Raw genomic sequence first — 15,073 nt, 5'->3', positions numbered from 1 at the left:
CGTGGTTAAGAGCAAATGAAAAGAGATTATTATGATTTAGTTGTAGTAGGTACGGGCTTCGCTTCAAGTTTTTTTTTAAAGAAATATCTATCAAAAGCAAAGCGTGATCAAAAGATTCTTGTTTTAGAGAGAGGACATTTTTATCCACATGAAGAAAGACTGAAGGCAAAAAGAAAAGAACATACCGATTATGAAAAGTATGAAGAGCCCTGGGAAAAGGCTATAAATAATAATAGTCCATACAAGAAGTGGCCATTTACAACTGGCTTGGGTGGCTGTTCAAACTGCTGGTGGGGCTGTACACCAAGGTTTATGCCTTCTGATTTTAAAATGAAAACACTTTACGGCGTTGGTGAAGATTGGCCGATTGATTATAATGATTTAGACCCTTACTATTACGAAGCCGAAGAATTAATGCATGTTTCCGGTCCTGAAGGAACACCATTTCCAAGAGTGGGAAAATATCCATTACCCGCACATGAATTTAGTATAGTAGATAAGATTCTCCATAAAACATACGGGAACAAATATATCAGTCAACCCACGGCAAGAGCCAGTAGAAGTACTGTTGGAAGAAACAGATGCATGACTTCGAGTACTTGTGATACTTGCCCTGTTAATGCGAAATTTACAATAGAAAATTCAAATCTTGGTGTTTACGAAGATGACCGAGTGGAGTTGGTTTATGGCGCACAAGTTTATAGTTTAGAATTATCTGGCGATGTTGTAAAGAAAGTGCACTTTATTCAAGATGGGAAAGAGCAAAGTATTGGTGGCGAGGTTATCGTTTTGGGCGCTAATCCATTTTTTAATTCTAATATTTTACAAAATGCCGGGGATAAAAATCCATTTGTAGGGAAAGGTGTAGGAGAACAATTAGGCGTGCAGGTACTGATCTATTTGGATAATATGAGTAATGCAGGAGGAAGTACATGGGTAAATGCCAATGGTTATATGCTTTATGATGGCGCACATAGAAAAGATTTTGCTGCATGTTTAATGGAAGTGAGCAACGCACCATATTATATTCGTTTGGAGAGAGGAAAATATTTAAATATAGCCAGCTTCCGTTTATTGTTTGAAGACATCCCACTGGATAATAATTATGTTAAAAACACATCTAATAAGTTGGTGCCTGATGTTTTTCATACAAAACGATCTGATTATACACTAAAAGCATTAGAGAATATGAAGAAAAAACTGCCTGATATTTTATCTTGCTTACCAGTAGAAAAGCTTAAGTTCTTAGATCCTTTTCCAAATGAAGGACACATAATTGGGGGAACTAGAATGAGTAAAGATTCTGCATCAGGCGTGGTAGATAAGCATATGGTGCATCATCAATATAGAAATTTATTTGTTTTAGGCGCTGGCGCATTTACAACATATAGTGCTTCAAATCCAACATTAACCCTTTCTGCCATGTCGTTATTTGCTGCCGATAAAGTGTTTTAATATGAACAGAAGAAAGTTTTTAATATTATCTGGCGTTGCAGTTGGAGGAGTTGCAATACCCGCATCGGTATTTTTTGTTTCTGGGACAATAAAAAATTATGCAGTTTTATTTATTGAAAGGGAATTAAGTTACTTAAAATTGGAGCCCGGAAGCGTAGCAAAATATGTAGATGATCGCTTCGATGGAACGAATAATCTTATGGATAGGGTAAAGTGGAAGGCCATGTATTATTTAAATGTGAGCTGGAAAAGTTCAGATCAAATTTTAGAGCTTATTAAATACTACCTTCTATCGAGCGATTTCTTTATTAATAAAATGGACGAAAGTAAAATGGTTAGCTATTTAGGTTTATATAGCCCTTATAAAAGCCCCGTACCTAACCCCTTTGCCTATACCTTACATCCACCTATAGAAATTAAGAACGCTTAGCTTTAAACTTATCTATAATTTTAGTTCTAAATGATTTCATAAAAACGATTGGCATTGCTTTAAAAGTGTACACAACATCTAATTTAAAAGATCTTCTCAATAATTTAATGGCATGAGCAAACTCGAATTCGCGAAGAAAATTATGCTTTGCAAGTTCTACCAAGCTTACCATATAGCGTTTTTGAAAAATTCTAAGTTCATTTTTTCTAAGAACGTTTTTAAATTTTTCTATTTTAATTTCTAAATCAGCAATGTATAAAAATTCCAATATTTCACTTCTCTTCCGTCCGTCATATACATTTATCTGATCTAACCTTTTTAGCCAAAGCCGATCTAAAGTATAAGCAACACTGCTTTTTTTAGATAAAATAGTTTCCAGATAAAGGCACCAATCATCTCCAATATGTATTCTTTCGTCCCATCCGGAAATTATAGATGATTTTCTCATAATTACGGAGGAAGAAGGAGACGGACAGGTATCGATATAAAGTTCCCTTAGTTCGTCACTTTCCAAGTTTACCCAATCATTTTTAACTTTATTATTGTATGGAATTAATGAATCATCGTTCCTTAAAAAATCTATAACTTTTCCATCAGTAGTTTGTTGATCCCAGTTAGTGAAAACAAAATCAAGATTTTCTGCTTCAAGTTTTTCTACACAACGACGCAAAAAATCAGGATACCAGATGTCATCAGAATCAAGCGTTGCAATAATAGAGCCTTTAGAATGTTTAAAGCCTAAGTTTCTGGCAGACGCCTGACCACCATTTTTTTTATAATAGTATTCGACGGTAGGATATCTTTTTAAAATTTCTACCGTATGATCAGTAGAACCATCATCTATAATTAAGATTTGAACATATGGGTGAGTTTGATTTATAACGCTTTCAATTGCATCAGGTAACTTATCGGCTCTGTTGTAAGTGGGAATAATAACGGTAACTAAATTGGATGGGATGATCATTAGGGAGGATGAAAGTTTGGATGCGCTTAAGTATTTATGTATTGCTTGTATTTCATAATTTGATTGCTTAGATGCTAACTATTAGAGGGATATTTTCTAATGATCATTCTAATAAAATAGCGAAAATCTTTTAGGAATAAAATTAATTTTTGATGGAATAAAATAAGATGTAAGCAAAAAATGAGCCAAGCATATGGGTTATTTATGGCTTGGGCTAAAAGTAGTGAAATTGGTGCAAAAACTAAATAAAAATCGTTCATTAGTAATTCGTAAGGCTCAGAAACAGGACAAATAATGATGCAGATTTTGTATTTAAAAGCCAATTTTCTTATAAAAACCAGTACACAATAGGAAATTATTGCTAAGAAGATCCAAATATTGAAAATATAAGATAATATGGTAATCAATGCTATAATTTCTATTGTTAAAATGATTCTTTCTTGAGTTTTAAAATTCTCTGGCATAATTGCTACAGCAAAAGTTTTTGTATTTGATAAGATATCGTTTTCTCTATCGAAATATTGATGCCATAGAATGCCACGCAATCCATAAGATAAAGACCAAATTCCTATTGCGGAGATCCAAATCATATCGAGATCAGATTTGCAAAAAAAGATCAGATTTGTTGTAATAAGCAATGATGGGAAAAAGTGTGCGCCCATTGCATCGCACATCGGACCCAAGAAACCTCTTTTTTTTAGCCTAATTGGAGGAACAGAATAGAGAGTAAAAACTAAATAAGCAAGAATATAAAAGGTTAAAGAAATTACATCAGGATATATTAAGTAGCCAAAAATGAAACCAAGCAAAATACATATAGCTAAAATAATAGCTCTCCAGAAAGGGGGAACTTTGGCCATTCGGTTGTTTTTGCCGGCAATTTCATCCTCTTTTATATCCGTTATATCATTTATTACGCTTACATAAATTGCGCCTACAACAATTGCGCCCAATAAAAAAAGGATTTGTAGTCCTACTTTTTCTATTGGATAGCCATTAAAAGTTACTGTGGCATAACCAACGAATAAAAGTGGTACCAGTTTATATTCCCACCATTCGCCATATCTGGTAAACTTTAATAAATTCATAAGTTTTTAAATTAAAGTTGCATTTCTATAACTTACTAATGCCTCAATGCAGTGAGCGGTAATTATTTCTTCCGATCCCCAGCCAACTACCTTGGAAGGGCCTGAGTAATAAAATATATGTCTTTTCCAATAGCCTGATTTAGATTGCATATTTAATAAAGTACAAACAGCCTTTTCTAAATGCAAATCGATATGCTTTAAATTAATTAAAGTTGATATAGCTAAAGCGTTTTCAAATGCATTATTGCCAAATCCTCCATCTGTATTTTTTAATTTGTAAATTTTCGAAATTATTTTGTCTCTAACCGGCTCTAATTCTTTTATGGTTAAATAGTTTCTGGAAACGAAGTAATAAAATGCAAAGGGATTTTTATACCATTTATCTGTTGTTTCTTCATCGTTATTATTAATTATCTCTATTAAGTAGTTAATTATTGGCTTTGTTATTTCGTTTAAACCCAAATAAAATAATATGTTCGCATTAACAATTGCATCTACATCATTTCGCTTAACTTCATGTCGAGACCAAAACGCGAGGGAATCTATTGGTCTTTTCAGCTCTCTTCCAGTTACTTTCCAATAATTTAGGTCTTTGTTTAGAGATGGTCTTAAAACAATCCAAGTATAAAAAAGTCCTTTACTATTTCTACTTCCGCTAAAAATTTTTGAGTTATCAGGAAAATTGATGCCTAGATCTCTCAGTGCATAAGAAACAATTGCGGTATCATCTAAATCCGCAGGGGAATATTTAAACAATGGATTCCATTTTGTGTAATAACTCCAAACCCCTCCACGCATCATTTGATATTGCAAAAAACCTGTAGTTAGGCCTAATATCTTTTTTACTTTAGGCAAATCTTTGATTTTTAACAAGCAACATGCTATTAACGCTGATGGAAAGACAGTGCTATCTGGAACGCACCATTCTTGCATTTCATCATCTGGAGCGTAATAGCAACAAAATTCTCCGTTAGGAAATTGATGTTCATACAGGTAATCTATACCTTTTTCAATTGCATCATCAATTTTACCAATCAAATCATTACCAGTTTTCTCCATTTATTGATTTTTAGCTATTTGCTATTTAAAGTTTCTGTAACTAAATCGGCGAATATTTTCTCTGGTTTTTTGGGTAAGGTTTTGCTTATATATTCCGCAGATTTTAGGCCCATTGTTTCCCATTCATCTCTCTTTTTCCAAGCTCTTTCCATAGCCTCTTCAAAATCTTTTTCGTTGCACTCACCAATAAAACCAGTAATTCCTTCTTCCAGTACCTCAGCATTTCCTCCGGCATTGGTAACGATTGATACCCTACCTAAAGACATTGCCTCGATTATTGTTAGGGGTAAGCCCTCACTTCTAGATGGCAAAATTAACGCATGGTGATGGTTCCAAATTTCTTTTAAATCTCCATTAAACCCTCCGAAAGAAATATTTTGAATATTTAATAGTTTAGCCATTTCCGAAATCCCATCCTTATCTGGTCCTTTGCCTATAAACGAGACTGAAATATTTCTCTCTCTCCACTTTGGTTGATTTAAAATTCTCAGTAAAATATCCTGCCCTTTATCAATTACAAACAAACGACCAATGCAAGCCAGCTTAAAGCCTTTAGAAATATCTGGATAGGGTTGAGGATTTATTTCAACCTTTACGGGATTAATAACTAGATCACTATTTGTTAATCTAATTCCAAATTGTTCCTCGGTTAAATTTAGATTGTGTTGTGAAACGAAGAGACATTTTTTTGCCTTTAATAAAGTTTCTCGCATAAAGTTACGATCACTTTCGGCAGGCCAATAAAAATCTACAGCTTTATGGCAAACTATAATATAGGGGATATTTAATTTTAGGCATTCATAAGCATAGGCTAAACCATCAAAATTTATTCCTTGAGAAATAATGGCAAACCCGGGTTTGTTTTTCTTTAAATGTTTAGCCAGTTGGTTTGCAACACGATTTGGCTGGTAGCGATTGATTTTTAACTTTCCACTAAACTGATAAATTAAATCGGTAAGTTTTAAGTAAACAGATTTTGATAAACTGGTTTGAGGCCATAATTCTTTTAAGACTATATTTCTATCAATCAGTTTAATAAATTCAGGATGATCTTTATTGATTTCATTCTTGTAAACTGTTATATTCGAAATTCCATTATCTAAAAGATAGGGAATGCTTTTTGCCCACAACTCTTCGCTTCCTCCCCAATCGTCAAAGCAACAGGTTATTATCGCTAATTTTTTTTTATTTTCAGCCATAATTAAATCGAAGGGTTTGGTGTTTTAAACAGCTTTGCATAATCACCTTCCATATTTAGCAGTTCTTCATCTGTTCCATGTTGCAGTATTGTACCTCCAGATAGTACGTAAATATAATCGGCATGTTTTATAGCCGAATGCCTATGGCTAATAATAACGGCACTTCTATTACTTATTCTTTTTCGGAAAGAATCATAAAGTTCTTTTTCTGCAACAGCATCCAATGCACTTGTAGCCTCATCAAAAATCAATATTCTTGCCGAGCTAAACAATGCCCGGGCAATTGCAAGTTTTTGCCATTGACCAATGCTTACCTCATGGCCATCTTCAAATAAACGACCCATCATAGTTTTATATTGATTGGGAAATTCTTCCACAAAACTGTGTGCTCCAGATTTTTTAGATGCATCGACAATGTCTTCTTCTGAATAGGGTTTTGAAATATTCCCGAATCGGATGTTATCCTCTGCACTAACATTATACTTTGAAAAATCTTGGAATACTGGACTTACCTGGTTTCGGTAATCTGCATCATCAAGTTCATTAATATTAACTTCACCTAGGGTTATTTCTCCTAAATTTGGTTTGTATAATTTGCATAAAAGCTTAATCAAAGTTGATTTACCTGCTCCATTTAATCCCACAATCGCTATAATTTTACCAGCAGGAATTTTTAAATCTATATTGGTTAAAGTAGGCTTATTAGAATGCGGGTAGGTAAAGGATACATTTCTCAGTTCTAAATCTAAATCCTGACTTTCTACCATTGCCTTAGAGCTGTTAAGAGCTGTTTCCTCAGTTTTTAAATCGAACAGTTCGAATATGCTGTTGATAAAAATATTGTTGTGATAAAGAATGGAGATACCTGAAGAAATATTTTGAATCAGTGTAAAAGATTGAGGAAATATGACTAGAAAAAGTACAATATCGCCAACGCTTGTTGTACCTCTAACGGTTCCAACAGCTATATATCCAATACAAGCGAAGAAACCCATACTAGCCATTGAGGTTGTCACAATTTCACTTAATGTTCTTTTATATGATAATTTAAGATTTTGCTGAAAAACCTCGACACGAATTTTTTTGTAAAGATTGTTTAGATAATCGCCTAAACCAAAAGCCCTTATTTCTTTCGCAGATACATCTGATGTAAGTAAATTACTTAAGTACGCAGATTTTCTTTCTAAAGGTGTGTGTTTTATTCTCCATAAATTTTGTTTGTTGGCAAAATATATCCTAACAAAAAGAGTAGGCAAAACAAATACAACTAATAGAGGAAGAAGTACCCAGTTTATAGTAAAAATTAGAGAGCCAACTGCGGCTAGGTTTAATATGTTCTTAGCGATTTCTAGCATAGTTGTAATCACTAAGTTTGGCCGATCAGAACCTGCTTCTTTTGCCCTGCTTAAAACATCATAATAATCTGGACTTTCAAAATAGGAAAGTTCTAGAGAAATGGCTGTTAAATGTATTTTTTCATCAATATAATGTGCAACTCGAGTTGCTTGTATCTCAGTTATGTAAGCTGAAATAGCTTTAGCAATTGCATAGCCAATGGCTAATACAGCTGCTATAACAACATATTTTATAACATCTCTGTCAGAATTTTTATCTGAAAAATTGATATGCGATATTTTATCGACTAATATTTTGAGCGCATATATGGAGCCTAGAAATAAAATTGTTTCGGCCAAGATCATTACAACCGAAAAAATAAGCCAACCTTTTGCTGCTTTTAAAACTAAAAGAAGAGTTTTTTTTAGATTGAGATTTGTTGTTAGTTTTTTTACTTTTTCGCTAAAAGTGTTGATCATTTAGGGTTTTTGAGATACAGTATAATACAATAGGAGATGTTGTTTAATTAAACAAATTACAACACCATAAAGGTAAATATTTTAGGCTAAAAAATTAAGAAATAATCAGGTATTAACTTAAAGATCAACTTGTGTTTTAATTTTTTTAGTAATTTATTTATCTTATTCCTTTTTTAGAGTTATTGCGAATATTCTCTAATAATTTTAGCGTGATTTTATTAGTTTTATAATATTGTAGCCAAGATTCATTACTTTTACTTCAAAATGAATCCCGTTTCAATTATTACAGTAAATTTCAATCAGTATCAGGTAAATATCGATTTTTTGGAATCGATAAAACTGTCTAATTTCAAATCCCCAATAGAGGTTATTTTTGTCGATAATGGAAGTTTGATAGAGCATGAAAAGGAATATAAACAGATTTACCCTGAACTGATTTATATGCGATCTGATAAAAACTTAGGCTTTGCCGGTGGAAATAACTTAGGCATTAAAGCGGCCACTGGTAAGTATCTTTTATTACTAAATAACGATACAGAAATTACCGAAAACCTGATTGATGTTTTAGTAAATGAAATGGAAGCCAACCCCGAAATTGGTTTAATTTCTCCTTTAATTTTATATTTTGATCAACCCAAAACGATTCAGTATGCGGGTTTTTCAGAAATGAACTATCTAACTTGTAGAAATGAGGGCATTGGTAATATGCAGATGAACAATGGTCAATATGATCAAGACAGTAGAGAAACTGGATACTGCCACGGGGCTGCTATGATGTGTAGAAGGGCTGATTTGGAAGCTGTTGGCTTAATGGCAGAAGAATTTTTTCTCTATTACGAAGAATTAGATTGGTGTGAGAAGTTTAAAAAACAAGGAAAAAAAATCTGGTTTACAGGGAAAAGCAAAATTTACCATAAAGAATCTATGAGTGTTGGTAAAGAAAGTAAGATTAAAACTTACTTTATGACACGGAACAGAATGCTTTTTATAAGGCGCAACACAGGTTTATTAAATACGACGTGCTTCAGTTTGTATTATATATTAATGGTTTGTAGTAGAGATACACTTTCCTATTTATCCAAAGGCAGAAAGGATCTTATAAAATATATTTACAAAGGATTATTCTGGAATTTCACTAACTCAAAAAACAGTAAAAATTTAGGTTTTAAAATTTAATATAGATGATCATAGCGCTCTGGATTGCACTTTTTTTAATTGTTTACACATTTGTTGGGTATGGCTTTTTGCTCTATTTAATCATTCGAATTAAAAGAATATTCAAAAAACCTGTTAAATTTCAATACAGTGAAAATTTACCAACGGTAACTTTATTGATTGCAGCTTGGAATGAGGAAGGCATAATTTTGGAAAAAATTAAAAATACCCTGATCCTTGATTATCCTACAGATAAGATTCAGATTGTTTTTATTACAGATGGTTCGACTGATCAAACACCAGAATTGATTAGGCCATATACCGAAGTTTTGTTGTTGCATAACAATGAACGTACGGGGAAAATGGCGGCTATTAAGCGAGCAATTCCGTTTGCAACTGGGGAGATTATGATTTTTACAGATGCAAATACTTTCTTAAATAAAACAGCCATTAAAGAATTAGTTAAACATTATCAAAACGAAAAAGTAGGAGCGGTAGCAGGCGAAAAAAGAATTCTGGTTGATGAAAAAGCTGATGCAAGTTCTGCTGGCGAAGGTTTTTATTGGAAATATGAATCAATGCTTAAAAAATGGGATTACGAATTATATTCGAATGTTGGTGCAGCAGGCGAGTTATTCAGCATTAGAACAGCACTTTATCAGCCTGTGGAAAGTGATACAATAATTGATGATCATATGATTGCAATGCGAATTGCTGAGAATGGATATATTATTGCTTATGAGCCAGAGGCTTATGCAATGGAAACTGCTTCAGCAGACACAAAGGAGGAACTAAAAAGGAAAATTAGAATAGCTGCAGGTGGGATTCAATCTATTTTTAGGTTAAAAAAGGCCGCCAATCCTTTTAATTACCCTTTACTTACTTTTCAATATATCTCGCATAGGGTTTTAAGGTGGACAATTACACCGTTTTTACTGGTGCTGGCTTTTGTACTAAATATTTTAATTGTTGCTCAAACTAGTATATTCTTCTACCAAGTATTATTGTTTGCGCAGGTTGCATTTTACTTGCTAAGCCTTTTGGGGTTATTCTTCGAAAGAAGAAACATTAAAATTAAGGCATTTTTTATTCCTTATTACTTCTGTGTAATGAATTATGCTGTAGTGGCAGGAATTATTAGATATCTTAAAAAGAATCAGAGTGCAGCTTGGGAAAAATCAAAAAGAAAATAAATTTTAGTATCGCCAATAGTTAACGCTTAAATTCGAATGGCTAAGTACGGCCAAAGAGGCAATATAATTCTGATCAATAATAAAACTTTGGATTTGATAATCTAAGCCATTTCTAGAGATAGGATTGAGCAGACAAGCTATTTCCGAGAGGTTATCAACCAAACCTTCTCCAGTTGCTTTTAGTAAAGCTTCCTTTCTTGTCCAAAGATTATAGAATCTCAATAACTTATCTTCAGATTGGTTAATTACCTTAATTTCATTCAAATTAAAGCAGGTTTCTAATATCGGATCAAAATCGAAATCTTTCTTAATTAATTCAACATCAACCCCAATTGTTGATGTATTTATTGCAACCAATAAAATATTTCCACTGTGCGAAATGTTAAATTCAATATCATCTACAGCAAGCTTTTTATTTTCCTTATAATGAAAACGAATCCTTGATGGATCAGTTTCATTGGTAAATAGGCATAATGTTTTTCGAATAAAATATCTGCTGGTGATGTAGGTTATCTTGGAGTTATAGTGCTGATATTTTTCGCTTTTAGCTAATTCTTCGATGCTTAAAATGGATTTATAATCTTGTATTTCCTCAAAATATTTATCAATAAGAATGCTGAAAACATGAGTTTCCTTAGAATTTAAATCTTCTTCTTTGCTGAATTTTCTCCAAATAATATGGTCGATTAAGGGCTGATGCATTTGAGATCAATACCTATTTTGAATCTAATGTTTTCTGTAAAATTTCTGCAAATTCCTTATCATTTGGTGGGAAAAGAAATGTTTTATGGTCTCCGGGAACTTCGTGAATATTGATACCCTGTTTGGCATAATCTTTCCATCCTAAGTAAATGGGATCATCTAGAAAGTAAATTCTTTTCTTAACCCTAAACAAATCAACTTCTAAATCAATTGGTTTAATTCTATAACTATCATAGGCAACATCATAACTTCGAATAATTTCTGGATCATGAGTAAATACATCTTCTTTGGCAACGCTAGTTGTAAATTTATTTTTTATTTTATTTTTTGCTATTAAATATTGATAATCTAATGTCTCTTTAGGTTCAGTAGTTAATCTATTTAGCATAAAAGGAATTTTCTTCAACTGCCTCATTATTTTAAGAGCTATTTTATTTAGTCCAGTTTTTGAAGTGGGGTTGTAAGTATCAAATATCCCGAGCATTTCAATTTTCTTACCCATTTTTAGCAATTGATTTGCCATTTCGTAAGCAATTTTTCCGCCTAATGAATACCCCGCAATTAAATATGGTCCATCTGGATTTTGTTCCAAAATTTCGGAGATGTATTTGTTCGCTATTTCTTCAATTGTATAATAAAGTGTTGTTTCTCCGTTCAAACCTAAAGCTTGCAACGCATAAACGGGTTGTTCTGCATCTAAGTATTTAGACATTGATCTAAATACCAAAACATTTAAACCACCACCATGAATAAGATAAACGGGGTTTTTAGTCCCTGTAGTTTTTATTGGCACTAAAGAATCCCATCTTTTACCTTCACTCGGATTTAATTGGGTAGAAATTTTTTCTATTGTTGGATGATCAAATAAACTTGCAAGAGGAAGGCGTTTGCCTGTTTGCTTTTCAATCTCAATCATTACTTTGATCGCAATCATAGAGTGCCCACCAAGCTCAAAAAAATCATCTTTAATACTGATCTCATTTATTCCCAAGTGTTCAGACCATATTTTAGAAATCAATTCTTGTATGCCATTTTGCGGAGCCACAAAATTATTTTCGGTATGTAAGTCAATTAAAGTGGGCGAGGGAAGTAGCTTTCTATCTATTTTACCGTTTGATGTGAGTGGAATTTTATCAACCTTAACCAAAGTACGGGGAATCATATATTCCGGTAGCTGGCTTCTTAAAAACTGGATAATTTTTTCTTTATCAAGCTCACTTTCGCTAACTATGTATGCAATAAGTTGTTTATTATCTACGTCTGTTTCATCAACAATAACTGCAGACTGTTTCACATCTGGGTATTTTTGTAAAATATTTTGAATTTCTCCTAATTCAATTCTATTTCCCCTAATTTTTACTTGTTCATCTATCCGTCCTAAATATTGAATATGACCATTATCAAGCCATTTAACCAAATCTCCAGTTTTATATATTTTTTTGTGCTGGTTTTCTGAAAACGGATTATGAACGAAGGATTTATTTGTTAACTCTAAATTATTTAAATACCCTTCTGCAACGCCATCACCACCAATATATAATTCTCCAGGAACACCTACAGGAGAATATTTCATAGCGCTATTTAACACATAAACGGATGTATTAGAGAAGGGTTGACCAATTGGAACAGAACCATTGTAATCTTTAGTTTGATCAACAATATGAAGCAGTTTACCAATTGTTGTCTCTGTTGGGCCATAATGATTTATTATTTCACAGGTATTTTTTGCCTGCTTAATTAAATTAATAAATTCTTCTGGTAAGGATTCTCCACCAAACATTAGCGCCTTATTTGGTAATAGTGGCTGTTTCCCAAACATCAGATATTTCCAGTGCGATGGAACTATTTTTAAAAAGTCTATGCTATACTTTTTAAAATAATCATGAATATAGCTTACATCATTAAATCTATCTTTTGCAAATAAGTGAAGTTCTGCACCTAATGATAGTGCGCTATATAATGTTGTATTTCCTAAATCAGTAGATATTGCCGAGCCAAGGGCATAACTTTTACAATTACGTAATAATGGAAGTTTGTTGCTTAACCCAAAAAGGTAGTCGCTTAATGATTTATGACTGATCATAACGCCCTTTGGATTTCCGGTAGATCCTGAAGTATAAATTACATAAACCAAACTATTGGCTTCAACAGTTGCTTTTTCAAAGGTTTTTTTCTCTTTCCAAACTCCGCTTTTCGAGTTATTTAAAGCAATAATATTGGCTTGTATTGAATTTTCAAATTTTGATAAATTAAATAAATCACTAACTAAAATAGTGCTTTTACATTCTTCTATTAAATATTTGATTCTATTAATTGGGTAATCTGGATCAATAGGAACGTATGCAGCGCCTGCCTTTAAAATTCCAATAATTGCAATAACCATTTCTAATGATGGCTGTAAGCATATAGGCACTAAAGAATTTTTACCAATGTTTTGTGCTGTTAAATAATTTGCGAGTTGATTGGCTTTTTCGTCTAAAAATTTGTATGATAAATCGCTTTCTTCAAACCTTAAAGCGATTTTATTAGGATTTAGTTGAGCTTGTTCCTCAAATAAATCGACAAAATTTTTATCTTTTGGATAATCGACAAAATTAGGTGTAACAGTAGGAAATGGATTTGATCTTGTTATCGCATTGCCTATTAAAACTTGATCATCAGATGTTACTTTCTCAATTAAAGCTGTAAACTCAAACATCATTTCATCAATCGTTTCTGATGAAAAGAGTTGTGTGTTATAAGCCCACTCAAATATCATTGCTTCCTTCGATCCATTTACGTTTAAAGAAATTTCGAATGTTTGGCAAACTCTTGGATTAGAGAAAATTTTATGATTAAGACCATCAAATTTAACTCGTTCATCCATAGCCATATCTACGTTGAAAACAACAGGTACCAATGGAATATTAGCCCGATCTCTTTTAGAGGCGATTTTTTTTAATAACTCACTAAAGGTTAGCTTTTGATGTTCATAAACATCGTAAATTTCATTTTTTCTTATTTTTAAGTAATCTAAAAATGGTAACTCAGGAATAATTTTACTCCTTAAAGGAAGCAAGTTTACACAGTGGCCTACAAGGTTCAAATTTTCTGTTGCCAGTTGGCCGGCAGCCGGTAAGCCTAAAATAATATCTTCTTGACCGGATCTGTGGTATAAATATACTTCAAAAAGGGTAATTAAAGTGGTTACAACGCTACAATGAGCCTTATTAGAAAGATTTTTAATGGCTTTTTGGAGTTTGTAATCTACTAATTGATCTTTTCTTTTTCCTTCATAAGTTCGAACAGAAGGTCTATTAAAATCCATCGGCAAGGAAAGAACGGGAACATCCTCCTTATATTTATCAACCCAAAAATTTTGGGTTATTTCATACTCTTCTGTCTTTGCAAAATCAACCTGTTCTTTTGCGTATTTGCTTATTTGATCAACAGGCTCTAGTTTTGGTTGCTCACCTTTTAATAGTGCATTATAAATTTTGCTTAAATCTTCAAGAATAATCCCAATAGACCATCCATCTCCAATAATATGGTGAATAATTATGGTAAAATGATGAGTGTTTTGTTTCGTTTTATGAATGTAGATTTTGAAGAGCGTATCATTATATAAATCGAAAGGAATACTAATTTCGTCTTCTATAAATGAAGTTAAAATCTCATCAATATTCTCTTCATTTCTTTTGGATAAGTCCTCAAAATGAATTGTAGGAATAATTTTTTTATAAATGATCAGATTTTCACCATTTTGACTCAATCCTGCACGGAGCGATTCATGACGTTGGGTTAAATACTCTAGCGATTTTTGAAAAGTATTTAGGTCTAACTCTCCTTCCAACTGAAGTGAAACAGATTCATTATAAGCTAAATTAGCGGGGGTTCCTCCTATAATACAAGAAAGCCAAATTTCTTTCTGAGACTCATTTAAATTGATAATTTTTTCGATCTCTTTATTATCCTCAAATGGATCAAAATCTACCTCAATAAAATTCGTTTCAAGTTCCTGAGTTATCATATATA

General features: G+C 32.6%; 11 protein-coding genes. 4 read left to right on the top strand and 7 right to left on the bottom strand.

The window, feature by feature from the left end; genetic code table 11:
• The first annotated feature begins 15 nt into the window (after positions 1-15).
• Together H7U22_RS16970 and H7U22_RS16965 are read left to right on the top strand one after the other, a co-directional pair.
• The gene (locus H7U22_RS16970; protein WP_187072535.1) at positions 16-1,455 is read left to right on the top strand and encodes a GMC oxidoreductase; all 1,440 of its coding nucleotides are present in this window, start codon (positions 16-18) and stop codon (positions 1,453-1,455) included.
• A 1-nt stretch (position 1,456) separates the two neighbouring features.
• Positions 1,457-1,885: a hypothetical protein gene (locus H7U22_RS16965; RefSeq protein WP_187072534.1), complete on the top strand. Its 429-nt coding sequence runs from the start codon at positions 1,457-1,459 to the stop codon at positions 1,883-1,885.
• On the opposite strand, the gene H7U22_RS16960 is transcribed toward H7U22_RS16965, so the two are convergent.
• From H7U22_RS16960 to H7U22_RS16940, 5 genes are all read right to left on the bottom strand, one after another.
• Complete coding sequence (locus H7U22_RS16960; protein WP_187072533.1) at positions 1,872-2,849, bottom strand: glycosyltransferase family 2 protein; 978 nt, start codon at positions 2,847-2,849, stop codon at positions 1,872-1,874. The two genes, H7U22_RS16965 and H7U22_RS16960, sit on opposite strands and share 14 nt — an antisense overlap.
• 74 nt (positions 2,850-2,923) lie before the next feature.
• Positions 2,924-3,937, bottom strand: a complete 1,014-nt coding sequence (locus H7U22_RS16955) for a UbiA family prenyltransferase (protein ID WP_187072532.1) — start codon at positions 3,935-3,937, stop codon at positions 2,924-2,926.
• 6 nt (positions 3,938-3,943) lie between these two features.
• A complete protein-coding gene (locus H7U22_RS16950; protein WP_187072531.1) occupies positions 3,944-4,996 on the bottom strand; it encodes a prenyltransferase/squalene oxidase repeat-containing protein in 1,053 nt (350 codons plus the stop codon).
• Between the two features lie 14 nt (positions 4,997-5,010).
• A complete protein-coding gene (locus H7U22_RS16945) occupies positions 5,011-6,195 on the bottom strand; it encodes a glycosyltransferase family 4 protein (RefSeq protein WP_187072530.1) in 1,185 nt (394 codons plus the stop codon).
• Between the two features lie 2 nt (positions 6,196-6,197).
• Entirely contained in the window at positions 6,198-8,009 is a 1,812-nt protein-coding gene (locus tag H7U22_RS16940; RefSeq protein WP_187072529.1) for an ABC transporter ATP-binding protein, read from the bottom strand.
• A 264-nt stretch (positions 8,010-8,273) separates the two neighbouring features.
• Between H7U22_RS16940 and H7U22_RS16935 the strand changes: the two genes are divergently transcribed.
• Positions 8,274-9,185: a glycosyltransferase family 2 protein gene (locus H7U22_RS16935; protein WP_187072528.1), complete on the top strand. Its 912-nt coding sequence runs from the start codon at positions 8,274-8,276 to the stop codon at positions 9,183-9,185.
• 5 nt (positions 9,186-9,190) lie between these two features.
• Positions 9,191-10,357, top strand: coding sequence for a glycosyltransferase family 2 protein (locus H7U22_RS16930; protein ID WP_187072527.1), 1,167 nt, complete (start codon positions 9,191-9,193; stop codon positions 10,355-10,357).
• A 3-nt stretch (positions 10,358-10,360) separates the two neighbouring features.
• Here the strand turns inward: H7U22_RS16930 and H7U22_RS16925 are convergent, their stop codons facing one another.
• Both H7U22_RS16925 and H7U22_RS16920 read right to left on the bottom strand, forming a co-directional pair.
• A complete protein-coding gene (locus H7U22_RS16925) occupies positions 10,361-11,059 on the bottom strand; it encodes a 4'-phosphopantetheinyl transferase family protein (protein WP_187072526.1) in 699 nt (232 codons plus the stop codon).
• A gap of 13 nt (positions 11,060-11,072) precedes the next feature.
• A complete protein-coding gene (locus H7U22_RS16920; protein WP_187072525.1) occupies positions 11,073-15,068 on the bottom strand; it encodes a non-ribosomal peptide synthetase in 3,996 nt (1,331 codons plus the stop codon).
• Between the last annotated feature and the right edge of the window lie 5 nt (positions 15,069-15,073).

Source organism: Pedobacter fastidiosus (assembly GCF_014306625.1).
Lineage (GTDB): Bacteria > Bacteroidota > Bacteroidia > Sphingobacteriales > Sphingobacteriaceae > Pedobacter > Pedobacter fastidiosus.
This window is presented reverse-complemented; position numbering and strand designations above follow the sequence as displayed.

What these genes read in the sequence shown, in the direction of transcription:
- H7U22_RS16935 (WP_187072528.1), top strand. Translation starts at nt 8,274, where the DNA reads ATGAATCCCGTTTCAATTATTACAGTAAATTTCAATCAGTATCAGGTA.
- H7U22_RS16920 (WP_187072525.1), bottom strand. Translation starts at nt 15,068, where the DNA reads ATGATAACTCAGGAACTTGAAACGAATTTTATTGAGGTAGATTTTGAT.
- H7U22_RS16940 (WP_187072529.1), bottom strand. Translation starts at nt 8,009, where the DNA reads ATGATCAACACTTTTAGCGAAAAAGTAAAAAAACTAACAACAAATCTC.
- H7U22_RS16955 (WP_187072532.1), bottom strand. Translation starts at nt 3,937, where the DNA reads ATGAATTTATTAAAGTTTACCAGATATGGCGAATGGTGGGAATATAAA.
- H7U22_RS16960 (WP_187072533.1), bottom strand. Translation starts at nt 2,849, where the DNA reads ATGATCATCCCATCCAATTTAGTTACCGTTATTATTCCCACTTACAAC.
- H7U22_RS16970 (WP_187072535.1), top strand. Translation starts at nt 16, where the DNA reads ATGAAAAGAGATTATTATGATTTAGTTGTAGTAGGTACGGGCTTCGCT.
- H7U22_RS16945 (WP_187072530.1), bottom strand. Translation starts at nt 6,195, where the DNA reads ATGGCTGAAAATAAAAAAAAATTAGCGATAATAACCTGTTGCTTTGAC.
- H7U22_RS16930 (WP_187072527.1), top strand. Translation starts at nt 9,191, where the DNA reads ATGATCATAGCGCTCTGGATTGCACTTTTTTTAATTGTTTACACATTT.
- H7U22_RS16950 (WP_187072531.1), bottom strand. Translation starts at nt 4,996, where the DNA reads ATGGAGAAAACTGGTAATGATTTGATTGGTAAAATTGATGATGCAATT.
- H7U22_RS16925 (WP_187072526.1), bottom strand. Translation starts at nt 11,059, where the DNA reads ATGCATCAGCCCTTAATCGACCATATTATTTGGAGAAAATTCAGCAAA.
- H7U22_RS16965 (WP_187072534.1), top strand. Translation starts at nt 1,457, where the DNA reads ATGAACAGAAGAAAGTTTTTAATATTATCTGGCGTTGCAGTTGGAGGA.